The organism is Mycolicibacterium brumae (genome assembly GCF_025215495.1).
In the GTDB taxonomy this organism is placed as follows: Bacteria; Actinomycetota; Actinomycetes; order Mycobacteriales; family Mycobacteriaceae; genus Mycobacterium; species Mycobacterium brumae.
In genome coordinates this window covers 3,360,917-3,384,650 of the sequence record NZ_CP104302.1, presented here as the reverse complement: position 1 = coordinate 3,384,650, position 23,734 = coordinate 3,360,917, and the positions used below count along the sequence as shown (strand labels likewise).

Annotated in this window: 18 protein-coding genes and 1 pseudogene; 13 read left to right on the top strand and 6 right to left on the bottom strand. The window is 68.1% G+C overall.

The genetic code is table 11. From position 1 onward, the window contains the following. The first annotated feature begins 2 nt into the window (after positions 1 to 2). From rplK to L2Z93_RS16465, 3 genes are all read left to right on the top strand, one after another. Positions 3 to 434, top strand: coding sequence for a 50S ribosomal protein L11 (rplK, locus tag L2Z93_RS16475; protein WP_090588421.1), 432 nt, complete (start codon positions 3 to 5; stop codon positions 432 to 434). A gap of 73 nt (positions 435 to 507) precedes the next feature. Further along, positions 508 to 1,215, top strand: coding sequence for a 50S ribosomal protein L1 (rplA, locus tag L2Z93_RS16470; RefSeq protein ID WP_090588418.1), 708 nt, complete (start codon positions 508 to 510; stop codon positions 1,213 to 1,215). Positions 1,216 to 1,235: 20 nt separating this feature from the next. Beyond that, entirely contained in the window at positions 1,236 to 1,898 is a 663-nt protein-coding gene (locus L2Z93_RS16465; protein ID WP_090588885.1) for a M15 family metallopeptidase, read from the top strand. 1 nt (position 1,899) lies between these two features. Here L2Z93_RS16465 and L2Z93_RS16460 read toward each other — a convergent pair whose 3' ends face one another. The 3 genes from L2Z93_RS16460 to L2Z93_RS16450 form a co-directional block, all read right to left on the bottom strand. Next, on the bottom strand, positions 1,900 to 2,763 hold the full coding sequence (locus tag L2Z93_RS16460) for a cyclopropane mycolic acid synthase family methyltransferase (RefSeq protein WP_090588884.1): 864 nt from the start codon (positions 2,761 to 2,763) through the stop codon (positions 1,900 to 1,902). 125 nt (positions 2,764 to 2,888) lie between these two features. Then, positions 2,889 to 3,740: an alpha/beta fold hydrolase gene (locus L2Z93_RS16455; RefSeq protein ID WP_090588883.1), complete on the bottom strand. Its 852-nt coding sequence runs from the start codon at positions 3,738 to 3,740 to the stop codon at positions 2,889 to 2,891. Between the two features lie 65 nt (positions 3,741 to 3,805). Then, a complete protein-coding gene (locus L2Z93_RS16450) occupies positions 3,806 to 5,173 on the bottom strand; it encodes an ABC1 kinase family protein (RefSeq protein WP_090588416.1) in 1,368 nt (455 codons plus the stop codon). A gap of 440 nt (positions 5,174 to 5,613) precedes the next feature. Here L2Z93_RS16450 and L2Z93_RS16445 point away from each other — a divergent pair, with 440 nt between their 5' ends. Next, a complete protein-coding gene (locus L2Z93_RS16445; RefSeq protein WP_234786091.1) occupies positions 5,614 to 6,138 on the top strand; it encodes a MarR family winged helix-turn-helix transcriptional regulator in 525 nt (174 codons plus the stop codon). Positions 6,139 to 6,153: 15 nt separating this feature from the next. Here the strand turns inward: L2Z93_RS16445 and L2Z93_RS19460 are convergent, their stop codons facing one another. Then, positions 6,154 to 6,288, bottom strand: coding sequence for a hypothetical protein (locus L2Z93_RS19460; protein ID WP_409347460.1), 135 nt, complete (start codon positions 6,286 to 6,288; stop codon positions 6,154 to 6,156). Between L2Z93_RS19460 and L2Z93_RS16440 the strand changes: the two are divergent. The 4 genes and pseudogenes from L2Z93_RS16440 to rplL form a co-directional block, all read left to right on the top strand. Beyond that, positions 6,227 to 7,418: pseudogene (locus tag L2Z93_RS16440) on the top strand (MMPL family transporter); the annotation flags it as partial. The gene L2Z93_RS19460 and the pseudogene L2Z93_RS16440 overlap by 62 nt on opposite strands. A gap of 67 nt (positions 7,419 to 7,485) precedes the next feature. Then, the gene (locus tag L2Z93_RS16435; RefSeq protein WP_090588413.1) at positions 7,486 to 8,382 is read left to right on the top strand and encodes an ROK family protein; all 897 of its coding nucleotides are present in this window, start codon (positions 7,486 to 7,488) and stop codon (positions 8,380 to 8,382) included. A gap of 266 nt (positions 8,383 to 8,648) precedes the next feature. Beyond that, positions 8,649 to 9,263 (top strand): 50S ribosomal protein L10, encoded by a 615-nt coding sequence (rplJ, locus tag L2Z93_RS16430; RefSeq protein WP_090588411.1) that lies wholly within the window; start codon positions 8,649 to 8,651, stop codon positions 9,261 to 9,263. Between the two features lie 48 nt (positions 9,264 to 9,311). Further along, positions 9,312 to 9,698, top strand: coding sequence for a 50S ribosomal protein L7/L12 (gene rplL, locus L2Z93_RS16425; protein ID WP_090588408.1), 387 nt, complete (start codon positions 9,312 to 9,314; stop codon positions 9,696 to 9,698). 56 nt (positions 9,699 to 9,754) lie between these two features. On the opposite strand, the gene L2Z93_RS16420 is transcribed toward rplL, so the two are convergent. Next, positions 9,755 to 10,429, bottom strand: a complete 675-nt coding sequence (locus L2Z93_RS16420; RefSeq protein ID WP_090588406.1) for a TetR/AcrR family transcriptional regulator — start codon at positions 10,427 to 10,429, stop codon at positions 9,755 to 9,757. Between the two features lie 106 nt (positions 10,430 to 10,535). Between L2Z93_RS16420 and L2Z93_RS16415 the strand changes: the two genes are divergently transcribed. From L2Z93_RS16415 to L2Z93_RS16400, 4 genes are all read left to right on the top strand, one after another. Next, on the top strand, positions 10,536 to 12,029 hold the full coding sequence (locus tag L2Z93_RS16415; RefSeq protein WP_090588403.1) for a carotenoid oxygenase family protein: 1,494 nt from the start codon (positions 10,536 to 10,538) through the stop codon (positions 12,027 to 12,029). 152 nt (positions 12,030 to 12,181) lie between these two features. Then, entirely contained in the window at positions 12,182 to 13,264 is a 1,083-nt protein-coding gene (locus L2Z93_RS16410) for an ABC transporter ATP-binding protein (RefSeq protein WP_090588401.1), read from the top strand. A 357-nt stretch (positions 13,265 to 13,621) separates the two neighbouring features. Beyond that, complete coding sequence (gene rpoB / locus L2Z93_RS16405; protein WP_090588398.1) at positions 13,622 to 17,146, top strand: DNA-directed RNA polymerase subunit beta; 3,525 nt, start codon at positions 13,622 to 13,624, stop codon at positions 17,144 to 17,146. 49 nt (positions 17,147 to 17,195) lie between these two features. Then, entirely contained in the window at positions 17,196 to 21,146 is a 3,951-nt protein-coding gene (locus L2Z93_RS16400; protein WP_090588395.1) for a DNA-directed RNA polymerase subunit beta', read from the top strand. Between the two features lie 269 nt (positions 21,147 to 21,415). Here L2Z93_RS16400 and L2Z93_RS16395 read toward each other — a convergent pair whose 3' ends face one another. Beyond that, entirely contained in the window at positions 21,416 to 21,973 is a 558-nt protein-coding gene (locus tag L2Z93_RS16395; protein ID WP_090588393.1) for an NAD-dependent epimerase/dehydratase family protein, read from the bottom strand. Between the two features lie 139 nt (positions 21,974 to 22,112). Here L2Z93_RS16395 and L2Z93_RS16390 point away from each other — a divergent pair, with 139 nt between their 5' ends. After that, on the top strand, positions 22,113 to 23,723 hold the full coding sequence (locus L2Z93_RS16390; RefSeq protein ID WP_090588390.1) for a BamB-related PQQ repeat family beta-propellar protein: 1,611 nt from the start codon (positions 22,113 to 22,115) through the stop codon (positions 23,721 to 23,723). The last annotated feature ends 11 nt before the right edge of the window (positions 23,724 to 23,734 follow it).

Below are 23,734 nucleotides of genomic sequence, written 5' to 3'. Positions count from 1 at the left end.
CCATGGCACCGAAGAAGAAGAAGGTCGCCGGGCTGATCAAGCTGCAGATCCAGGCCGGGCAGGCCAACCCCGCCCCGCCGGTCGGCCCCGCGCTCGGTCAGCATGGCGTCAACATCATGGAGTTCTGCAAGGCGTACAACGCCGCGACCGAGTCGCAGCGCGGGAACGTCATCCCCGTGGAGATCACCGTCTACGAGGATCGCAGCTTCACCTTCGCCCTGAAGACCCCGCCCGCCGCCAAGCTGCTGCTCAAGGCAGCCGGTGTGCCCAAGGGTTCCGGCGAGCCGCACAAGACCAAGGTCGCGAAGGTCAGCTGGGATCAGGTGCGCGAGATCGCCGAGACCAAGAAGGAAGACCTCAACGCCAACGACATCGACGCCGCGGCGAAGATCATCGCCGGCACCGCCCGCAGCATGGGCATCACCGTCGAGTAGTTCGAGCGCGACCACCACCGTGGGAGGGCCCGCTTCGGCCCGCAACCACAACCTCTGAAATTCAGGAGAGAAAATGAGCAAGAACAGCAAGGCCTACCGGGCCGCCGCCGAGAAGATCGACAAGACCCGCCTGTACAGCCCGCTGGAGGCCGCCAAGCTGGCCAAGGAGACCTCCTCGAAGAACCAGGACGCCACCGTCGAGGTCGCGATCCGGCTCGGTGTGGACCCCCGCAAAGCCGACCAGATGGTGCGTGGCACGGTGAACCTGCCCAACGGCACCGGCAAGACCGCCCGCGTCGCGGTGTTCGCCGTCGGTGAGAAGGCCGAGGCCGCGCTGGCCGCCGGCGCCGACGTGGTGGGCAGCGACGATCTGATCGAGAAGATCCAGGGCGGCTTCCTGGACTTCGACGCCGCGATCGCCACCCCGGACCAGATGGCCAAGGTCGGCCGGATCGCCCGCGTGCTGGGCCCCCGTGGCCTGATGCCGAACCCCAAGACCGGCACCGTCACCCCGGACGTGGTCAAGGCCGTCAACGACATCAAGGGCGGCAAGATCAACTTCCGCGTCGACAAGCAGGCCAACCTGCACTTCGTGATCGGCAAGGCGTCCTTCGACGAGGGCAAGCTGGCGGAGAACTACGGCGCCGCGCTCGATGAGATCCTGCGCGCCAAGCCGTCGTCGTCCAAGGGCCGCTACCTGAAGAAGATCGTCGTTTCGACGACCACCGGCCCCGGCATCCCGGTCGACCCGGCCGTCACCCGGAATTTCACCGAGGAGTAAACCTCGTGTCGACTGTGGACCTGTTGCGCATCACACGCCGTAAGGCGCGCAACAGGTCCACAGTCGTTTGCGCGGGCCTGCTGGCGGCGTACAGCCTCTCGCCGCAGGTGAACGCCGCGCCGACAGCCGCGCAGGCGGGATTCGTCGACGTTCGCACCGTGGTGCCCGACGCCGTCATCGACCTGCGCTACGCGACCCCGAACAACTTCACCGGCGTCCAGCTGTATCCCACCGGCGCGCGTTGCCTGGTGCACGAGTCGTTGGCCCCGGGCCTGGCGACCGCCGCGGCGGCGCTGCGCCGCCAGGGCGCGCGACTGGTGTTCTGGGACTGCTACCGCCCGCATTCGGTCCAGGTCGCGATGTTCGAGGTGGTGCCCGACCCGAACTGGGTGGCCCGGCCCGGGACGACGGCCCGCAGTCACACCGCGGGCCGCTCGGTCGACGTCACTCTCGCAGACGCGGCCGGCCGGCTGGTCGACATGGGCACCGATTTCGACGACTTCCAGCCGCAGGCCGGGGCGTACGCCACCGACGGCGTGTCGACTGCCGCGCAGGCCAATCGGGCGGTGCTGCGCAACGCGATGGCCGCCGGCGGGCTCGGTGTCTACGCGGGGGAGTGGTGGCACTTCGACGGACCGGGGGCCGCGGTGGACCGCCCGATCGTCGAAGTTCCGTTGGTCTGACCTACGGCTGCTTTTCGCAGGTGAACTGGTCGACGCCGAGGTGCCCGCTGCGGAACCGGGGCGCACAGCCGGTCAGGTACTTCATGAAGCGGTCGTAGGCCACCTGGCCCTGCAGCGCGATCGCCTCGTCCTTGTGCTCCTCCAGCGCGGCGGCCCAGATGTCCAGGGTCCGGGCGTAGTGGTCCTGCAGCGACTGGACGCGGCTGACGGTGAAGCCCGCCTCGGTGGCCCGCTCGACCACCATCGGGACCGACGGCAGCCGGCCCCCGGGGAAGATCTCGGTCATGATGAATTTCGCGAACCGGGCGTGCTCGAAGGTCATCTCCAGCCCGAGTTCCTTGGCGCGCCGCAGGTCGAATCCGGTGATGCAATGCAGCAGCATCACACCGTCGTCGGGCAGGGCGTCGTAGGCCATCTTGAAGAACGCCGGGTAGCGCTCGAAGCCGAAGTGCTCGAAGGCGCCGATGGAGACGATGCGGTCGACCTTCTCATCGAACTCCTCCCAGCCCTGCAGCCGGACCTCGATGGTGCGGTCGGTGTCGATTTTGGACAGCTTGTCGATGGCGTACTGGCGCTGCTCCTGGCTCAGGGTCAAGCCGATGACGTTGACGTCATAGCGCTCGACCGCGCGTTGCATGCAGGCGCCCCAACCGCAGCCGATGTCGAGCAGCGTCATGCCGGGCTGCAGGCCCAGCTTGCCCAGTGCGAGATCGAACTTGGCGAGTTGCGCCTCGTCGCCGGTCATGTCGTCGCGCTCGAAGTATCCGCAGGTATAACCCATCGTGGGCCCGAGAAAGAGCTCGTAGAACTCGTTCGAGATGTCGTAGATCGAAGCCAACTCGTCGTACTTCGGCGTCAGTTTCATGTCGTCACTCACCAGCGGTCTCCCACCCAGCATCTGTTCGTTGCCCCCGGGACGAGCATAGTCGCCGATGCCGGCGTGTCGGGGTTGTGAACCGCGGCGAAAGACCCCGGAGCCGGTGACCTAAGTCAGTTCGACGCGGCGCGGAAGGTGATCTCGAGTTGCTCAACGATCGGGTCCCAGAGCTGTTCGGGCAGGTCGTGGCCCATGCCGTCGAACATCACCAGCCGGGCGCCGTCGATATTGCCGGCGACGGCCTTTCCGCCGGTCGGCCGCATCAGCCGGTCGGCCCGGCCGTGCAGCACGACGGTCGGCGCGCTGATCTTCCGATTGTGGTGGCGCAGGCTGCCGCTGCCCAGCACCGCGCCGAAATGTCGCGCCACGCCGACCGGGTAGTAGGAGCGGTCGTAGCTCTCGGCGGCGTCGGCGCGCAACCGTTCCTCGGGCGCCGGATAGCCGGGGCTGCCGATGATGCGGCTGACCCGCACCGAGTTGTCGATGATCACCTCGCGCGGGGAATCCACCGGCGGGCCCTTGAGCAGCGCGAACAACGCCTTGGGGTGCGGCGGTGGCAGCGCGGCCTGATTGTTGCTGGAGAAGATCACCCCCAGCGAGCGGGTCCGCTCGGCGTGCCGGGCGGCGACGATCTGGGCGATCATTCCGCCCATCGAGCCACCGACGATGTGCGCCCGCTCGATGTCGAGGTGATCGAGCAGCGCGGCGGCGTCGTCGGCCATGTCCTCGAGGGTGTACACCGCCGCGCTCGGCTTGCCGAGCACCGAGCGCAGCATCGCCGGGTACTGCGAACCGGGGACGCGCTGCCCGTCGAGTTTGGTGGACAGGCCGACATCGCGGTTGTCGAACCGGATGACCCGGTAGCCGAGATCGATGAGCTTCTGGCAGAAACCCGGCCGCCACAGCAGCAGCTGGGCGCCGAGGCCCATGATGAGCAGCACCGCCGGGTCGTCCGGATTGCCCATGTCCTCGTAGTAGATCTCGATGTCGCCGGAGCGGGCGACACCGGTGCGGACGGGCGTCGGGGTGCTCACTTGGTGGTCTCCGATTCGTCGATGTCGAGGTCTTCGCGGTGATCCCGGCTGACCTCGACCATGAAGTTGGCGAAGTAACCGGAGAACTGCGGATCGTTCATCATCTGCCACCTGGGGGCCAGCAGTTTCATGTACCGCTCGACGTAGAGGAACTGCTTGCCGATCAGCACCAGTTCGCGGGGCAGTTTGACGTCATAGGCGTCGGCCAGGGTGGACAACTGCCTGCCGATCTCGGCATACGACATGTCGCCCAGGGTTTTCAGCGTCAGCGGCTGGGCGAAGGACTCCAGATCCTTGGCGGCCTCGGCCTCCGGCCGCATTCGCCCGACCGCGCCCAGCAGCACGACGATCTTGCCGGCGGCGGCGTGGTCCTTCTTGACCAGCAACGCGTAGATGAGCTCGCGCAGCAGCCACCGGGTGCGCGGGTCGATGCGGCCCATGATGCCGAAGTCCAGGAACACGATCCGGCCCTCGTCGTCGACCAGCAGGTTCCCGGCGTGCAGGTCGCCGTGGAACAGGCCGTGCCGCAGCCCGCCCTCGAACGTCGAGAACAACAACGCCTTGACCAGTTCGGTGCCGTCGAACCCCTTCTTGCGGATCGCGGCGACGTCGTCGATGCGGACGCCGGCCACCCGCTCCATCGTCAGCACCCGCTCGCTGGTGAAGTCCCAGTGCACGTCGGGCACCTTGATGTTCTTGCCCAGCGGCGAGGAGTGCAGGCTGGACACCCAGGCCTCCATGGACTGGGCCTCGATGCGGAAGTCGAGCTCTTCGGCGAGGTTGTCGGCGAAGTCCGCGACGACGTCCTGGGCGGAGAGTCGGCGGCCCAGCTTGGCCACCTCGACCAGCTGGGCGAATCGCTTGAGGATCTGCAGGTCCGCCGACACCCGGCCGCGGATGCCCGGCCGCTGGATCTTCACCACGACGTCCTCGCCGGAGTGCAACGTCGCGTAGTGCACCTGGGCGATCGACGCCGACGCGAACGGTTGCTCGTCGAAATGCTTGAACAGATTCTGCGGCTCGTCGCCGAGCTCCTCTTTGAACAGCCGGTGCACCTCGGCGGTGTCGGCCGGAGGGACCGCGTCGAGCAGGGTGCGGAACTCCCGGGACAGCGGCTCGCCGAACGCCCCGGGACTGGAGGCGATGATCTGGCCGAACTTCACATAGGTGGGGCCCAGATCGGCGAAGGTCTGCGGGATCTCCTTGATGGCCGCGCCCTGCAGCTGTGCGGGGGTGGGGAGCTTGAGGGCCACCCGGGCTGCGGTGCGGGCGATCTGCCACCCGGTGGCGCCGATCCGCAGCGCCTCGACGGGCAGCGGCACCCGGTCCAGCCTGGCGTTGTCGCGGTGGTTGGTCGGACTCATTCCGTCAGTGTCTCAAAGCCACGCAACTCTTACCAATTTGCCAAACTATGCGCGTGCGAGCGGGCACACCGCGTGGCCGGTTGTTAGCTGGATCGTCCTCAGCGCCTGCCTGTGATGGATGAAACGCGTCGCTGCGGGGCGCTGGCATGCCAGCGCAACCGCAGTAGCAGCAGGCCCCGGTGGGCCTGCCAGCCCAAGGACAGCGGATCGCGCCAGGGCGATCCGGAACGGTGTTCGTCCATCGATGCCTCCTGCCGGCTCTCGGAAGTGCTTTCGGCGGTCCCCTCCACTGTGGCACGGGCGCCGCGGCTCGGCATCCGGGCGCAACCGGCTCTGCGCTGAACTGTTGCCGAACAGTGGTCACGGGCCGGTGCCGGGCGGGTATGTGAACATCCGGTCTTGGGCGCGACGAAACATAGGTGCTGTGATATAAACATTCAGTGATTGCAGGCAAGGGTGACGAAGAAAGCCTCTTGTGCATAGGTGAGGCTATTGATATCGCGGCAGATCTGACCGCGCGGTTCCTCAGTGACCGGACCTCGGTCAGCGCCCCCGCCGCCTACGTGCTCAACCGCATCGATCACGGTGGGCCGGAGCGGTTGACCACGCTGGCGACGCTGGAGGGCGTCAGCCAGCCGTCGATGACCCAGCTGATTCAGCGCATGGAACGCCACGGATTGGTGTCCCGCCGGGCCGACGCCGACGACGGGCGGGTGGTGCTGGTCGGTCTCACCGATGAGGGCCGCGCGCTGCTCGACCAGCGGCGCGACGCCCGTCGTCGGCGACTTGGCGATCTATTGCCCGAGTTGAGCGACGAAGACCGCGCGACGCTGCTGCTCTCGTTGAAGGTGGCGGCGCCGATTCTGGCGAAGCTGACCGGTGCCGCAGAGACGAGGCGCCGGACCGACGATCCGCCGGGCGGCCCCGCAACGGGAGGCCCTGAGACGAAGAAACGGGGGGACTGACGATGAAGCGATTCTTCACCGCGGCGGGCCGGGTGCTGAAGAGCCGCGCAGCGCCCGGCCGGGCCGATTCTGGTTCAAGGTGGGCACCGCGGTGGTGCGCTGGCCGGCGCCGATCTTCGTGGTCAGCCTGGCCGTGGTGATGGTCGGCATGCTGGGGCTGCCCGGCTACCAGACCGACTACAACGACAAGCACTACCTGCCGCAGGACGCGCCGTCGAACCTGGGATACGCCGCCGCCGGTCGGCACTTCACCGAGGCGCGGATGAACCCGGACATCCTGATGATCGAATCCGACCACGACATGCGCAACACCGCCGACATGCTGGTGCTGGACAAGGTGGCCCGCAACCTGCTGGGCGTCGAGGGCATCGCGATGGTGCAGAGCATCTCCCGGCCGCTGGGCGTGCCGATCCAGCACAGCTCGATTCCGTTCCAGACCTCGATGTCGGGGCAGACGATGAATCAGAACCTGCCGTTCCTGACCGAGCGGATGGGTGACATCAAGAAGATGTCGGACGAGATGGGCGTCATGATCGACACGATGACGCGGATGTACAACATCATGAAGAAGCTCACCGAGACCCGCCAAGTACGACCTGATGATCTCGGTGGTGTCCTCGCTGACGCTGATCTTCATGATCATGCTGATCCTGGTGCGCAGCGCGGTGGCCGCCCTGGTCATCGTCGCCACCGCGGCCAGCTCGATCGCCGCCTCGTTCGGGTTGTCGGTGCTGATCTGGCAGGACCTGTTCGGCTTCCGGCTGCACTGCCTGGTGGCGGTGATGTCGGTGATCATCCTGCTGGCGGTCGGTTCCGACTACAACCTGTTGTTGGTGTCCCGGTTCAAGGAGGAGATCCACGCCGGCCTCAAGACCGGCATCATCCGCGCGATGGGCGGCACCGGTGGCGTGGTCACCGCGGCGGGCATGGTGTTCGCCGCGACCATGGCGGGCATGCTGATGAGCGACCTGACGGTGCTTGCCCAGATGGGGTCGACGATCGCGATCGGCCTGATCCTGGACACCTTCATCGTGCGCTCACTGCTGATGCCGTCGATCGCCACCATGCTCGGCAAGTGGTTTTGGTGGCCGATGGTGGTGCACCCGCGCGGCGAGTACGGCAGCGGCCACCAGCCCGCGCCGGTCGGTGGCGACGGACCCGACGGCGGTCCTGACAACGACGGCGGTCCGGAGGACGGCGGTCCGGACGACGACGGACCCGACGACGGCGGCGACCGCTCCGACGACGACCGAACGACCAGGCTGGCCACCGTCGGGTAGTGCCCGCCGCGTCCGCGAACCGGCGCCGGGTGCGGCCGGGGATCGGCGTGGGGTGAGAATCGGCGGTATGACCGGACCCCTGCTGGCCATCGACGTCGGCGGCACCAAGATCGCCGTCGGCCTGGTCGACTCCGGCGGCACGCTGCTGACCGCGGCGAAACACCCGACACCGCGCGGCGAGGGGCCGGAGGCGGTGTGGGCCACGCTGGCCGAGCTGATAGCCGAGCAGACCGCGGGCATCGCGGTGCGCGGGGTCGGGATCGCCTCGGCCGGACCGGTGGACCTGCCGTCGGGAACGGTCAGCCCGATCAACCTGACGGACTGGCGACGGTTCCCGATCCGGGACCGGGTGGCCGAATTGCTGCCCGGTCTGCCGGTGCGGCTGGCCGGCGACGGCGCGGCGATGGCGCTGGGCGAGCACTGGCGCGGCGCCGGACAGGGCGCGTCGTACGTGCTGGGCATGGTGGTCTCCACCGGGGTGGGCGGCGGTTTGGTGCTCGACGGGCTGCCCTACGGCGGCCGGACCGGCAACGCCGGGCACGTCGGGCACGTCGTCGTCGAACCCGAGGGCAGGCCGTGCAGCTGCGGCGGGCACGGTTGCGTGGAAACCGTCGCCGCCGGTCCGCACCTGGTCGAATGGGCCCGCGAGCAGGGCTGGACCGGCCCGGACGACGCCCGCGACCTGGCCGCCGCCGCCGATGCCGGCGACCCGATTGCTCTCGCGGCGTTCGACCGGGCCGGCGTCGCGCTGGCGGCGATGGTGGCGTCGGTGGCCGCGGTCTGCGACCTGGACCGGGTGGTGGTCGGCGGCGGCGTGGCCAAGGCCGGTGAGCTGCTGTTCGGTCCGCTGAACCGGGCGCTGGGGCGGTTCGCCGGGCTGGACTTCATCGCGAGGCTGCAGGCGGTTCCGGCCGAACTCGGCGGCGACGCCGGCCTGATCGGCGCCGCGGCCCTGGCCCGCTGAGGGAGGAGTGAAGCCATTGGTGCTGAACGACGCCCGTTTTGGCTGATCGGGCCCCGACCCGTTACGCTTGTCCACGATCCACCGAAGACCGTCGGTCACCGAGCAATCGGTTGAAGGTCCGGGACACACTCCCGGCGGCCCACGCAGGAGGACGAGGTGACACCGAACGTGCACGCCCCGGCCGCATCCTGCGCCGGGGCGTTTGTCGTTCCAGGTGGGCACGGGAGAGTTTCACGTACACAGGCACAACACTTAAGGAGGCGTGCATGGCAAAGGCTGACAAGGCGACCGCCGTTGCAGAGATCACCGAGCAGTTCAAGGCCTCGACTGCGACCGTCATCACCGAATACCGCGGTCTGAGCGTGGCCAACCTGGCCGAGCTGCGGCGTTCGCTGGGTGCCTCGGCGACCTACTCCGTCGCCAAGAACACCCTGGTCAAGCGCGCCGCCGCGGAGGCGGGCGTGGACGGCCTGGACGAGCTGTTCGCCGGCCCGACCGCCATCGCCTTCATCGGTGGCGAGCCGGTCGACGCGGCCAAGGCGCTCAAGAAGTTCGCCAAGGACCACAAGCAGCTGGTCATCAAGGGCGGCTACATGGACGGAGCCGCGCTGACCGTGGCGCAGGTCGAGGCGATCGCGGATCTGGAGAGCCGCGAGGTGCTGCTGGCGAAGCTGGCGGGCGCCATGAAGGCGAACCTGTCCAAGGCGGCCGCGCTGTTCAACGCGCCGGCGTCGCAGGTCGCCCGTCTGGCGGCCGCGCTGCAGGACAAGCGGATCGCCGACGGCGAGACCGCTCCGGTGGCCGAGGCCGCCGACGCTCCGGCCGAGGCCGAAGCGACCGAGACTGCGGAAGCCGCTGAGGCTTCCGAAGCCGCCGAATAACCCAAGCCAACAATCCGGCTGTAATCAAACCCCTGGAAAGGATCCAAAATGGCCAAGCTGACCACCGACGAACTGCTCGACGCGTTCAAGGAACTGACCCTGCTCGAGCTGAGCGAATTCGTTAAGAAGTTCGAGGAGACCTTCGAGGTCACCGCCGCCGCCCCGGTCGCCGTCGCCGCCGCCCCGGCCGCCGGCGCCCCGGCCGAGGCCGCCGAAGAGCAGACCGAGTTCGACGTCATCCTGGAGGGCGCCGGCGACAAGAAGATCGGCGTGATCAAGGTCGTTCGCGAGATCGTCTCCGGCCTGGGCCTCAAGGAAGCCAAGGACCTGGTCGACAGCGCCCCGAAGCCGCTGCTGGAGAAGGTTTCCAAGGAAGCCGCCGACGACGCCAAGGCCAAGCTGGAAGCCGCCGGCGCCTCGGTCTCCGTCAAGTAAGACCGCAGTTCCCCGAAATGCCCCGGAGCCCACGGCTCCGGGGCATTTCTGCGCGCTCAGGCCCGCAGCTGGGCGGCCACCGCCGACGCCTGCAGGGCCGCCGGCTCGTCGCCGAGGTCCAGCAGCACGTGCATGCCGAGCCCGCCCAGCACCGGCCCGACGGCGGCGCCGTCGTCGCCGAAGAAGCCGGCGAGTTCCAGCATCACGAACCCGTGCGTCATGGCCCAGAACTGCCCGGCGATGGTCATCACCTCGCGGTTGTCGGTGGCGTCGCCGCGCATCCGGCCGGCGGTGATGCAGCGGCGCACCAGCCGCACCAGGTGAATCAGGCTGGGGTGCAGGTCCCGCTCGGGCTCGCCGGTCTGGATGTCGCGCGCCGGCGCCCGCACGCCCGCGGCGCTGGTGCTGCCGAACATCAGCCGGTACAGGTGCGGGCGGCGGATCGCGAAGTGGCGGTAGGCGCCGCCGCAGGTCAGCAGGTCTGCCACCGGATCGTCGGTGTCGGGCACATCCAGGGCGAGGTCGAACTGGGCGAGGCCGTAGTCGGCGACCGCGGCGATCAGATCCGGCATCCCGCCGAAGTGGGTGTAGACGGCCATGGTGGAGGTCCCCGCGGCGGTGGCCACCCGGCGGGTCTGCAGCGCGTCGGGCCCGTGCTCGTCGAGCAGCCCGACGGCGGCCAGCAGTAGCTCGTCGCGCACCGATCGCGGCGCTTTCGCCTCTGGATCCATTTCCCGCCCGTTCCGCCATTGCCAAGCCGATCAACCCGGCGTAGCCTATCCATAAATCGGTAATAACAATGTTATGCCAGGTCGCAGCTTATCCCTAGGAGGACAGATGTCCGCGCCAACCGTTTCCGCAACCGACAACCAGTACCTGGAGGGATTCCTGGCCCCGGTGGGTCGCGAGGTCACCGCGATCGACCTCAAGGTCACCGGGACCATTCCCGAGCACCTCGACGGCCGCTATCTGCGCAACGGCCCCAATCCGGCCGAGGAGGTCGACGCCGAGCGGTACCACTGGTTCGCCGGGGACGCGATGGTGCACGGGCTGTCCCTGCGCGACGGCAAGGCGCTCTGGTACCGCAACCGCTGGGTCCGCACCGCCGCGGTGGCCGGGACGCTGGGGGAGCCGCGCCCGGCGCGGCTGGACCCCAAGGCGGGCATGCTCTCGGTCGCCCCCAACACCAATGTGCTCGAACACGCGGGCAAGACGCTCGCCCTGGTCGAAGGCGGCGGCGCGAACTACGAACTCACCGATGACCTGGACACCGTGGGCACCTGCGACTTCAACGGCACTCTCGGCGGCGGCTACACCGCCCATCCGCACCGCGACCCGGTCAGCGGCGAACTGCACGCGGTGTCCTACTCCTTCGCGCGCGGCCGCAATGTGCAGTACACCGTGCTGGACACCGCCGGCCGGGTGCGCAAGGTCGTCGACATCCCGGTGCACGGCTTCCCGATGATGCACGACTTCACCCTGACCGAGAAGTACGTGGTGCTCTACGACCTGCCGGTGGTCTTCGATCCGGGCCAGGCGGTGCCCGACAGCGTGCCGAAGCTGGCCCGCCCGGCGGCCCGCAAGATGATGAACGCGCTGGCCGGGCGAGTTTCGATCCCCGGTCCGATCGCCGCCCGGGTGGCCGCCGACACCACCCGCATCCTGTCGCTGCCGTTCGCCTGGGACGACAATTACCCGGCCCGGATCGGGGTCCTGCCGCGCGACGGCGGCGCCGACGACATCCGATGGTTCCAAATCGCGCCGTGCTTCGTGTTCCACCCGCTCAACGGCTACACCGAGGTCCGCGACGGCCAGGAGGTGCTGGTGCTCGACGTGGTCCGCTACCGCCGGATGTTCGACCGGGATCGGCGCGGCCCCAGTGACGGCGTCCCCAGCCTGGACCGCTGGGAGATCAACCTGGCCACCGGGCGGGTCAGCGACGGCGTCCGGGACGACCGCCAGCAGGAGTTCCCGCGGATCAACGAGGCGCTGACCGGCCGGGCGCACCGCTTCGGCTACACCGTCGGCACCGACGGCATCTTCGAGTCCGCCGCGGACATGAAGAGCTCGCTGTACAAGCACGATTACGCGACCGGATCCGCCGTGGTCGCGGGCCTGGACCCCGATCTGCTGCTCGGCGAGTTCTGCTTCGTGCCGAACCCGGACTCCCGGGCCGAGGACGACGGGATCCTGATGGGCTATGCCCATCACCGGCCCACCGACGAAGGCCGGCTGGTGATGCTGGACGCGCAGAGCCTGGACACGATGGCCGCCGTGCACCTGCCGCAACGGGTGCCGATGGGCTTCCACGGCAACTGGTGCCCCCGCTAGGTCACATAACAAAAGTTATGTTGCCGAGATTGCGCTCCGGTACGCGCACAACGTGAATACAACCGTTTAGGCTGCGTTACAGTGACTCGAACCACATCGCCGCGCGGGTGGTGGGTGGTCGGCGAAAATCGCCGTGATTGGAAGGATCAGACGTGGGCATTGGTATCCAGGTCGAAGGGCTCACCAAATCGTTCGGCTCCCAGGTCATCTGGGAGGACGTGACATTCGACCTGCCGGCCGGCGAGGTCACCGTGCTGCTGGGGCCGTCCGGCACCGGTAAGTCGGTGTTCCTGAAGTCCCTGATCGGCCTGCTGCGCCCGGAGCGCGGCAAGATCATGATCGAGGGCACCGACCTGATCGAGTGCTCGGCCAAGGAGCTCTACGAGATCCGCACCCTGTTCGGCGTCATGTTCCAGGACGGCGCGCTGTTCGGGTCGATGAACCTCTACGACAACACGGCCTTCCCGCTGCGCGAGCACACCAAGAAGTCCGAGAGCGAGATCCGCAAGATCGTCATGGAGAAGCTGGACCTCGTCGGTCTGGCCGGCCACGAGATGAAGGCCCCCGGCGAGATCTCCGGCGGTATGCGCAAGCGCGCCGGCCTGGCCCGCGCCCTGGTGCTCGACCCCAAGATCATCCTGGTCGACGAGCCGGACTCCGGCCTGGACCCGGTCCGGACCGCCTACCTGTCGCAGCTCCTGATCGACATCAACGCCCAGATCGACGCCACCATCCTGATCGTGACGCACAACATCAACATCGTGCGCACCGTGCCGGACGACATCGGCATGCTCTACCGCAAGCGCCTGGTCATGTTCGGCCCCCGCGAGCTGCTGCTGACCAGCGAAGAGCCGGTGGTCAAGCAGTTCCTCAACGGCCGCCGCATCGGCCCGATCGGCATGTCGGAGGAGAAGGACGAGGCCACCGCCGCAGCCGAGGCCCGGGCCCTGGAACTCGGCCAGAGCGACGGCGGCGTCGAGGAGATCGAGGGCGTGCCGCCGCAGCTGACCGTCACCCCCGGCATGCCGGAGCGCAAGGCCGTCGGCCGTCGCCAGGCCCGGGTGCGCGAGGTGCTGCACACCCTGCCGCCGGCCGCCCAGGAGGCGATCCTGGCCGATATGGCCGCCACCGGCGCCGACTACCACTCCGAGTCGCGCACCGAGGAGGTCCGGACCCAGGAAGTTCGGGCCGACGAGGACAAAACCGTCAGCATTCCGGTCCAGCGCGAAGGCTGAGCGGCGCGTTCCTCTTGACGGAACCGCCGCGAGGGTCCACGCTATTTGGCAGCATGCTCATACGCAGTGATCGGGCCGCCAGCCAGCGCTTGACCTGTACGCACATGCGGGCTGACGCCGTCATTTGAGGAATACGCCGTCCTGCGCTATTGTTGGACGTTGCGCTGGCTGCCTCCTGCCCTTCACCTCTATCCGACCTGCACCGGTCGTTGTGGACCTGGCCCTGAGCATTGTCGCTCAGTGACTGGCCACCTGCCGTGCGTCGGGCCCCGGGACGGGTGCTTCCAGCCAAACCGACGCAGATAACGCGACGAGCAGGCATCCGGCGTCCGCCGGGGGGCTGAGCAGTCGCCATAGGTGCTGGAAGGACGCATCTTGGCTGTCTCCCGCCAGAGCAAGTCAGTGGCTACCAACTCCGTTCCCGGAGCGCCGAACCGAATCTCCTTCGCCAAGCTTCGCGAGCCGCTGGAGGTTCCCGGGCTGCTGGATGTGCAGACGGATTCGTTCGAGTGGTTGATCGGATCGGACAAGTGGCGCGCGAGCGCCTCCGCCCGTGGCGATATCGCCAACCCCAAGGGCGGCCTGGAGGAGGTGCTCGACGAGCTCTCCCCGATCGAGGATTTCTCCGGCTCGATGTCGCTGAGCTTCTCCGACCCGCGCTTCGACGAGGTCAAGGCGCCCGTCGCGGAGTGCAAAGACAAGGACATGACGTACGCGGCTCCGCTGTTCGTCACGGCCGAGTTCATCAACAACAACACCGGCGAGATCAAGAGCCAGACGGTCTTCATGGGTGACTTCCCGATGATGACCGAAAAGGGCACCTTCATCATCAACGGCACCGAGCGCGTCGTGGTCAGCCAGCTGGTCCGCTCGCCGGGCGTCTACTTCGACGAGAGCATCGACAAGTCCACCGAGAAGACGCTGCACAGCGTCAAGGTGATCCCGGGCCGCGGCGCCTGGCTGGAGTTCGACGTCGACAAGCGCGACACCGTGGGTGTGCGCATCGACCGCAAGCGCCGTCAGCCGGTCACCGTGCTGCTCAAGGCGCTGGGCTGGACCAGCGAGCAGATCCGCGAGCGCTTCGGCTTCTCCGAGATCATGATGGGCACCCTGGAGAAGGATCCCACCGCCGGACCTGATGAGGCCCTGCTGGACATCTACCGCAAGCTGCGCCCGGGCGAGCCGCCGACCAAGGAGTCCGCGCAGACCCTGCTGGAGAACCTGTTCTTCAAGGAGAAGCGCTACGACCTGGCCCGCGTCGGCCGCTACAAGGTCAACAAGAAGCTGGGTCTGAACCTGGACAAGCCGGTCAACACCAGCTCGAACACGCTGACCGAGGAAGACATCGTCGCGACCATCGAGTACCTGGTCCGCCTCCACGAGGGCCAGACCACGATGACCGCCCCCGGCGGCTCCGAGGTGCCCGTCGAGGTCGACGACATCGACCACTTCGGCAACCGTCGGCTGCGCACCGTCGGTGAGCTCATCCAGAACCAGATCCGGGTCGGCCTGTCCCGGATGGAGCGCGTCGTGCGCGAGCGGATGACCACCCAGGACGTCGAGGCGATCACCCCGCAGACCCTGATCAACATCCGCCCCGTGGTGGCTGCGATCAAGGAGTTCTTCGGGACCAGCCAGCTGTCGCAGTTCATGGACCAGAACAACCCGCTGTCCGGCCTGACCCACAAGCGCCGCCTGTCGGCGCTGGGCCCCGGCGGTCTGTCCCGTGAGCGCGCCGGCCTCGAGGTCCGCGACGTGCACTCCAGCCACTACGGCCGGATGTGCCCGATCGAGACCCCGGAAGGCCCGAACATCGGTCTGATCGGCTCGCTGTCGGTGTACGCCCGGGTGAACCCGTTCGGCTTCATCGAGACGCCGTACCGCAAGGTCATCGACGGTGTGATCACCGACCAGATCGACTACCTCACCGCCGACGAGGAGGACCGCCACGTCGTGGCGCAGGCCAACTCGCCGACCGCTGAGGGCGACGGCGGCCTGGTCTTCACCGACGATCGCGTGCTGGTCCGCCGTAAGGGCGGCGAGGTCGAGTTCGTCTCGGCCGCCGAGGTCGACTACATGGACGTCTCGCCGCGCCAGATGGTGTCGGTGGCCACGGCCATGATCCCGTTCCTCGAGCACGACGACGCCAACCGCGCCCTGATGGGCGCGAACATGCAGCGCCAGGCGGTTCCGCTGGTGCGCAGCGAGGCGCCGCTGGTCGGCACCGGCATGGAGCTGCGCGCCGCCATCGACGCCGGCGACGTGGTCGTCTCGGAGAAGGCCGGTGTGGTCGAGGAGGTCTCCGCCGACTACATCACCGTGATGGCCGACGACGGCACCCGGCAGACCTACCGGATGCGCAAGTTCGCCCGCTCCAACCACGGCACGTGCGCCAACCAGCGTCCGATCGTCGACGCCGGCCAGCGGGTGGAGTCCGGCCAGGTCGTCGCCGACGGGCCGTGCACCGAGAACGGTGAGATGGCGCTCGGCAAGAACCTGCTGGTCGCGGTCATGCCGTGGGAAGGCCACAACTACGAGGACGCGATCATCCTCTCGCAGCGCCTGGTGGAGGAGGACGTCCTGACGTCCATCCACATCGAGGAGCACGAGATCGACGCCCGCGACACCAAGCTGGGCGCCGAGGAGATCACCCGGGACATCCCGAACGTCTCCGATGAGGTGCTGGCCGATCTCGACGAGCGCGGCATCGTCCGCATCGGCGCGGAGGTCCGCGACGGCGACATCCTGGTCGGCAAGGTCACCCCGAAGGGTGAGACCGAGCTGACCCCGGAGGAGCGGCTGCTGCGCGCCATCTTCGGCGAGAAGGCCCGTGAGGTCCGCGACACCTCGCTGAAGGTGCCGCACGGCGAGTCCGGCAAGGTCATCGGCATCCGGGTGTTCTCCCGCGAGGACGACGACGAGCTGCCCGCCGGCGTCAACGAGCTGGTCCGCGTCTACGTCGCGCAGAAGCGCAAGATCTCCGACGGCGACAAGCTGGCCGGCCGGCACGGCAACAAGGGCGTCATCGGCAAGATCCTGCCGATCGAGGACATGCCCTTCCTGCCCGACGGCACCCCGGTCGACATCATCCTGAACACCCACGGTGTGCCGCGACGGATGAACATCGGCCAGATCCTGGAAACCCACCTCGGGTGGGTGGCCAAGGCCGGCTGGAACGTCCAGGTGGCCGGCGGCGAGATCCCGGAGTGGGCGGGCAACCTGCCCGAGGACCTGCTGTCCGCCCCGTCGGACAGCATCGTCAGCACCCCGGTGTTCGACGGCGCCCGCGAGGAGGAGCTGCAGGGCCTGCTGAGCTCGACGCTGCCCAACCGCGACGGCGAGGTCATGGTCGACGGCGACGGCAAGGCGCGGCTGTTCGACGGCCGTTCCGGCGAGCCGTTCCCGTACCCGGTGACGGTCGGCTACATGTACATCCTGAAGCTGCACCACCTGGTGGACGACAAGATCCACGCCCGCTCCACCGGTCCGTACTCGATGATCACCCAGCAGCCGCTGGGCGGTAAGGCGCAGTTCGGTGGCCAGCGGTTCGGCGAGATGGAGTGCTGGGCCATGCAGGCCTACGGCGCCGCCTACACGCTGCAGGAGCTGCTGACGATCAAGTCCGACGACACCGTCGGCCGCGTCAAGGTGTACGAGGCCATCGTCAAGGGCGAGAACATCCCCGAGCCGGGCATCCCGGAGTCGTTCAAGGTGTTGCTCAAGGAGCTGCAGTCGCTGTGCCTCAACGTCGAGGTGCTCTCCAGCGACGGCGCCGCGATCGAGATGCGCGACGGCGACGACGAGGATCTGGAGCGCGCCGCGGCCAACCTCGGCATCAACCTGTCCCGCAACGAGTCGGCGTCCGTCGAGGACCTGGCCTAAACCTCGCCCGTAGTCAGTTTTCTATCCCGCAAGGGGAAAGGGAGTTTACGTGCTAGACGTCAACTTCTTCGATGAGCTCCGCATTGGCCTGGCCACTGCGGAGGACATCCGCAATTGGTCCTACGGCGAGGTCAAGAAGCCGGAGACCATCAACTACCGCACGCTCAAGCCGGAAAAGGACGGCCTGTTCTGCGAGAAGATCTTCGGACCGACTCGCGACTGGGAGTGCTACTGCGGCAAGTACAAGCGCGTCCGGTTCAAGGGCATCATCTGTGAGCGCTGCGGCGTCGAGGTGACCCGCGCCAAGGTGCGCCGCGAGCGGATGGGCCACATCGAGCTCGCCGCCCCGGTCACCCACATCTGGTACTTCAAGGGCGTCCCGTCCCGGCTGGGCTACCTGCTGGACCTGGCGCCCAAGGATCTGGAAAAGATCATCTACTTCGCGGCGTATGTGATCACCGCGGTCGACGACGAGATGCGGCACAACGAGCTGTCCACTCTCGAAGCCGAGATGGTCGTCGAGAAGAAGCGCGTCGAGGACCAGCGGGATCTGGATCTGGCTGAGCGCTCCCAGAAGCTGGAAGCCGATCTGGCCGAGCTGGAGGCCGAGGGCGCCAAGAGCGACGTCAAGCGCAAGGTTCGCGACGGCGGCGAGCGCGAGATGCGCCAGCTGCGCGACCGGGCCCAGCGGGAGCTGGACCGGCTCGACGAGATCTGGACCACCTTCACCAAGCTGGCCCCCAAGCAGCTGATCGTCGACGAGAACCTCTACCGCGAGCTGGTCGACCGCTACGGCGAGTACTTCCAGGGCGCCATGGGCGCGGAGTCGATCCAGAAGCTCATCGAGAACTTCGACATCGACGCCGAAGCCGAGATCCTGCGCGACACCATCAAGAACGGCAAGGGCCAGAAGAAGCTGCGCGCGCTCAAGCGACTCAAGGTCGTCGCCGCGTTCCAGCAGTCCGGCAACTCCCCGATGGGCATGGTGCTCGACGCCGTTCCGGTCATCCCGCCGGAGCTGCGCCCGATGGTTCAGCTCGATGGTGGCCGGTTCGCCACCTCGGACCTGAACGATCTGTACCGCCGCGTGATCAACCGCAACAACCGCCTCAAGCGACTGATCGACCTCGGCGCGCCCGAGATCATCGTCAACAACGAGAAGCGGATGCTGCAGGAGTCCGTCGACGCGCTGTTCGACAACGGCCGTCGTGGCCGTCCGGTCACCGGCCCGGGCAACCGCCCGCTGAAGTCGCTGTCGGATCTGCTCAAGGGCAAGCAGGGCCGGTTCCGCCAGAACCTGCTCGGCAAGCGCGTCGACTACTCGGGCCGTTCGGTCATCGTGGTCGGCCCGCAGCTCAAGCTGCACCAGTGCGGTCTGCCCAAGCTGATGGCGCTGGAGCTGTTCAAGCCCTTCGTGATGAAGCGTCTGGTCGACCTGAACCACGCGCAGAACATCAAGAGCGCCAAGCGGATGGTCGAGCGCCAGCGCCCGCAGGTGTGGGACGTCCTCGAAGAGGTCATCTCCGAGCACCCGGTGCTGCTGAACCGCGCGCCCACGCTGCACCGCCTGGGCATCCAGGCCTTCGAGCCGCAGCTGGTCGAGGGCAAGGCCATCCAGTTGCACCCGCTGGTCTGTGAGGCGTTCAACGCCGACTTCGACGGCGATCAGATGGCGGTCCACCTGCCGCTGAGCGCCGAGGCGCAGGCCGAGGCCCGCATCCTGATGCTGTCCTCGAACAACATCCTGTCCCCGGCGTCGGGCCGGCCGCTGGCCATGCCCCGCCTGGACATGGTGACCGGCCTGTACTACCTGACCACCGAGGTCCCCGGCGCGGACGGCGCCTACGCGCCGGCCACCGCCGACGCCCCGGAGACCGGCGTGTACAGCAGCCCGGCCGAGGCCATCATGGCGATGGACCGCGGCGCCCTGGGCGTGCGCGCGCCGATCAAGGTGCGGCTCACCCAGCAGCGCCCGCCGGCCGAGGTCGAGGCCGAGCTGTTCGGTGAGCAGGGCTGGCGCCCGGGCGACGCCTGGACCGCCGAGACCACGCTGGGCCGGGTGCTGTTCAACGAGTTGCTGCCCAAGGCCTACCCGTTCGTGAACGCGCAGATGCACAAGAAGGTGCAGGCGTCGATCATCAACGATTTGGCCGAGCGCTACCCGATGATCGTCGTCGCGCAGACCGTCGACAAGCTCAAGGACGCCGGCTTCTACTGGGCGACCCGCTCCGGCGTGACGGTCTCGATGGCCGACGTGCTGGTGCCGCCGCAGAAGAAGGAGATCCTCGACCACTACGAGGGCGAGGCCGACGCGATCGAGAAGCAGTACCAGCGCGGCAAGCTGAATCACGACGAGCGCAACGAGGCGCTGGTCAAGATCTGGCAGGAGGCCACCGAGAAGGTCGGTAAGGCTCTGGAGGATTACTACCCGGAGGACAACCCGATCACCCTGCTGCCGAAGTCGGGCGCGACCGGCAATATGACGCAGGTGCGCAACCTGGCCGGCATGAAGGGTCTGGTGACCAACCCGAAGGGTGAGTACATCCCGCGTCCGATCAAGTCCTCCTTCCGCGAGGGCCTGACCGTGTTGGAGTACTTCATCAACACCCACGGCGCCCGTAAGGGTCTGGCTGACACCGCGCTGCGCACCGCCGACTCGGGTTACCTGACCCGTCGTCTGGTGGACGTGTCGCAGGACGTCATCGTCCGCGAGACCGACTGCGGCACCGAGCGCGGCATCACGGTGACCATCGCCGAGAAGCAGGCCGACGGCTCGCTGATCCGCGACGCGCACGTCGAGACCAGCGCGTTCGCCCGCACCCTGGCCGCCGACGCGGTCGACGCCGACGGCAACGTCGTCATCGAGCGCGGTCACGACCTGGGCGACCCGGCGATCGACGCGCTGCTGGCGGCCGGCATCACCGCCGTCAAGGTGCGTTCGGTGCTGACCTGCACCACCGGCACCGGCGTCTGCGCGACCTGCTACGGGCGCTCGATGGCGACCGGCCAGCTGGTCGACATCGGCGAGGCGGTCGGCATCGTGGCCGCCCAGTCCATCGGCGAGCCCGGCACCCAGCTGACCATGCGCACCTTCCACCAGGGTGGCGTCGGTGGCGACATCACCGGCGGTCTGCCGCGGGTGCAGGAGCTGTTCGAGGCCCGCGTGCCGCGCGCGCGTGCCCCGATCGCCGATGTCACCGGCCGCGTGCAGCTCGAAGAAGGCGACAAGTTCTACAAGATCACCATCGTCCCGGACGACGGTGGCGAGGAAGTCGTCTACGACAAGCTGCCGCGTCGTCAGCGCCTGAAGGTGTTCAAGCACGAGGACGGCTCCGAGCGTCCGCTGTCCAACGGCGACCACGTCGAGGTTGGCCAGCAGCTGATGGAAGGCTCCGCCGATCCGCACGAGGTGCTGCGCGTGCAGGGCCCGCGGGCGGTTCAGGTCCACCTCGTCAACGAGGTTCAGGACGTGTACCGGGCGCAGGGTGTGTCCATCCACGACAAGCACATCGAGGTGATCGTCCGGCAGATGCTGCGCCGGGTGACCATCATCGATTCGGGCGCCACCGAGTTCCTGCCCGGCTCGCTCACCGAGCGCGCCGAGTTCGAGTCGGAGAACCGTCGGGTTGTCGCCGAGGGCGGCGAGCCCGCGGCCGGCCGTCCGGTGCTGATGGGTATCACCAAGGCATCGCTGGCCACCGACTCGTGGCTGAGCGCGGCTTCCTTCCAGGAGACCACCCGCGTGCTGACCGATGCGGCGATCAACTGCCGCAGCGACAAGCTGCAGGGTCTGAAGGAGAACGTGATCATCGGCAAGCTGATCCCGGCCGGCACCGGCATCAACCGGTACCGCAACATCTCGGTGGAGCCCACCGAGGAGGCCCGGGCCGCCGCGTACACGATCCCGTCCTACGAGGATCAGTACTACAGCCCGGACTTCGGCCAGAGCACTGGCGCCGCGGTCCCGCTGGACGACTACGGCTACAGCGACTACCGCTAGGTTGCAAGCAAAACCCGGAGCTTGCGTAGGGTTTTGCGCAGCAGGCCTAGCGGCGTCAAACACCGCTAGGTTGCAAGCAAAACCCGGAGCTTGCGTAGGGTTTTGCGCAGCAGGCCTAGCGGCGTCAAACACCGCTAGGTTGCAAGCAAAACCCGGAGCTTGCGTAGGGTTTTGCGCAGCAGGCCTAGCGGCGTCAAACACCGCTAGGTTGCAAACGAAAAAGCCCCCGCTTCGGCGGGGGCTTTTTCGTTCAGATCGAGACTTGTCGTTTACACCGTCAGGTCGGTGATCGCCACGACGGTGCCCGGCGCCTCGTCGAGCAGGGCGACGGTCGCCCGCGCGGCCTCGTCGATCTGCACTCGCGGTTCCGGGGGCAGCTCGTTGGTGTACCAGGTGCCCGGACCGTAGAAGTAGCCGTACCGCAGGATCACCCCGCCGGCGTCGAGCACCAGCTGCTCGTGCTCGGCGACCGCTGCCGGGAACGCGGTGCTCTGCGCGATCATCTTGGCCGGCTTGGCGGCGGCCAGCAGGTTGCGGGTGCCCTCGGTGCGGATCCGCTCGTTGGCGGCCAGCGAATCCTCCAACTCATCGAAGTGATCAGGCAGATCGGTCAACTGGTGCATCACCAGGCTCGGGTTGAAGTCCAGCACCGCCTCGCGAAGCCCCGGCAGGTCGTAGATGTCGCACACCACCGGCTCGGCGCCGAGATTGGCCACCGCCTCCGGGTTGGACCGGGTCAGCCCGGCCACGGTGTGGCCCTCGGCCAGCAGCAACGGCACCAGCCGTCGTCCGATGACACCGGTAGCCCCGGCCAGGAAGATTCGCACGACGACCGCCCTTCTGCTGTGCTGCTGATCTGATCATCACCGGATACCCGCCGGACGGACCGCGCACACGCCGCAGCGGATGTGATTTACGCCGAAATCGGTGTCCGATGGGGTTCCCGCGCGCTCGTAGGCTCGACGCATGGACGGCGCGCCCCAGCAACCGCGGCGCGGCCGATGGACGCTGGCCGGTGTGCTGCTCGGCGCGGGGGTGACGTCGCTGCTGGCGGCGATTGGCTTCGGGGTGTTCGCCCGCACCTATGCGACCCGCGCGCAGCTTCCGGTGCGCAACTCGGGCGGCTGGGACAGCGCGACGCCCGGCTTCGCCGCCGTGATGGCGGTGTTGGTGAGCGTCCTGCTGTTGACCGCCGTGGTGATCGCCGTGGTCAACCGCGGATGGCTGCCGCTGGCCGGCCTCGCCGGCATCCTGGCGCCGTGGATGCTCGCCCTGTGCGCCCTGCCGCGTCACTACCGGATCATGGTCGACGCCTACCCGCCGGCCCAGTCGGTGCCGGTGACCCTGCTGGCCTGGACCTTCGCCATGGCCGGCGCGATCGTGGTGCTGCTGGCCGCCTGCTGCGCGCTGGTGCGACGGAGCGGGATCGGGTGGCGGTCGGCCACTGTCGGGGTGGCGGCCGCGGTGGCGGCCTGCGTCGCGTTCTCGGTGGTGGTGATGGGCGACATGAACCCCGACCGGTTGTTCACCGCGACCACCGCGCCCAGCCTGGCGCCGCCGCCGGTCCCGGATGCCGTCACCGGCCCGGCGCTATTCACCCTGCGGGCGGCGGATTACGAGGCCACGGTGCGCGCCGCCGAACCGGGGTTCGTCGTCCGCACCCCCGATGGCGTCCGCGCCTTCGACGCCGACGGCCGGCAGCGCTGGGAACACCTCGGGAAGGGGCCCTGGCAGGCGGCGCACATCGGGGTGTTCGACGACGGGAAGACCGACGTGATCGACTTCGATTCCGGGGCGCACGAATCGGGCCAACTGGTCGGCCTGGACGCCGACACCAGCGAGCGGCTGTGGCGGCACGGTTACGGTCCGAGTCTCTGGGAATTTCGTCAACAGGCGGCGACCTGGGACGGCGCCGACCTGCGCCACCTGATGCTCGACAGCGGTCGGACGCTGGACCGGATCGACACCAGGACCGGTGAGCAGCTGTGGAGCGTCGATAGCCTCGAGCTGCGATCGCGGGTGCTGTTTCAGAACGCGGCCGGGATCGGCTACTTCGGTGTCGACGACGAAGGGCAGCGGCGCTACATCGTGCTGGACCCGGCGACCGGTGAGCGCCGGTCCGACGTCGAAGTCGACGGCTCCCGGGACCCGCGGGGCGTCGGCAGCGTCGGGCTGATCGTCGGCGGTGAGGACGGCCTCCGCTACGTGAACGCGCAGACCGGCGGCGTCTGGCCGTTCGACACCCGGGCGCTGATCCCGTCCGGCTTCGACGACCAGGACTTCCTCACCTGGAGCGACACGGTCATGCGCGGGCGACGGGTGACGCTGCGTGACGGGGCCGACGGCCGGGCGCGTTGTGACATCGTGGCGCCGCGGGACGTGAGTTCGGCGGCTTGGCTGCCCGACGCCGTGCTGCTGGGCGATGCCGACGGCGTGTCCGTCTACCGGCGCGCGGACTGCGCGGCGCTGCCCTCGTCAGGGATCGACGGTCCCGTCGAGGAGATCGTGAAGGCGCCCGGCGTGCTGCTGATGTTGGAGCGCAGCGGCGACGTCACCACGGTGACGGGCTACCGCTGAGTCGCGAGCAC

Coding starts and splice junctions, on each gene's coding strand:
- rplK (WP_090588421.1), top strand. CDS start 3: ATGGCACCGAAGAAGAAGAAGGTCGCCGGGCTGATCAAGCTGCAGATC.
- rplA (WP_090588418.1), top strand. CDS start 508: ATGAGCAAGAACAGCAAGGCCTACCGGGCCGCCGCCGAGAAGATCGAC.
- L2Z93_RS16460 (WP_090588884.1), bottom strand. CDS start 2,763: ATGAAACTGACGCCGAAGTACGACGAGTTGGCTTCGATCTACGACATC.
- L2Z93_RS16455 (WP_090588883.1), bottom strand. CDS start 3,740: ATGGGCAATCCGGACGACCCGGCGGTGCTGCTCATCATGGGCCTCGGC.
- L2Z93_RS16450 (WP_090588416.1), bottom strand. CDS start 5,173: ATGAGTCCGACCAACCACCGCGACAACGCCAGGCTGGACCGGGTGCCG.
- L2Z93_RS19460 (WP_409347460.1), bottom strand. CDS start 6,288: ATGCCGACCATCACCACGGCCAGGCTGACCACGAAGATCGGCGCCGGC.
- L2Z93_RS16435 (WP_090588413.1), top strand. CDS start 7,486: ATGACCGGACCCCTGCTGGCCATCGACGTCGGCGGCACCAAGATCGCC.
- rplJ (WP_090588411.1), top strand. CDS start 8,649: ATGGCAAAGGCTGACAAGGCGACCGCCGTTGCAGAGATCACCGAGCAG.
- rplL (WP_090588408.1), top strand. CDS start 9,312: ATGGCCAAGCTGACCACCGACGAACTGCTCGACGCGTTCAAGGAACTG.
- L2Z93_RS16420 (WP_090588406.1), bottom strand. CDS start 10,429: ATGGATCCAGAGGCGAAAGCGCCGCGATCGGTGCGCGACGAGCTACTG.
- L2Z93_RS16415 (WP_090588403.1), top strand. CDS start 10,536: ATGTCCGCGCCAACCGTTTCCGCAACCGACAACCAGTACCTGGAGGGA.
- L2Z93_RS16390 (WP_090588390.1), top strand. CDS start 22,113: ATGGACGGCGCGCCCCAGCAACCGCGGCGCGGCCGATGGACGCTGGCC.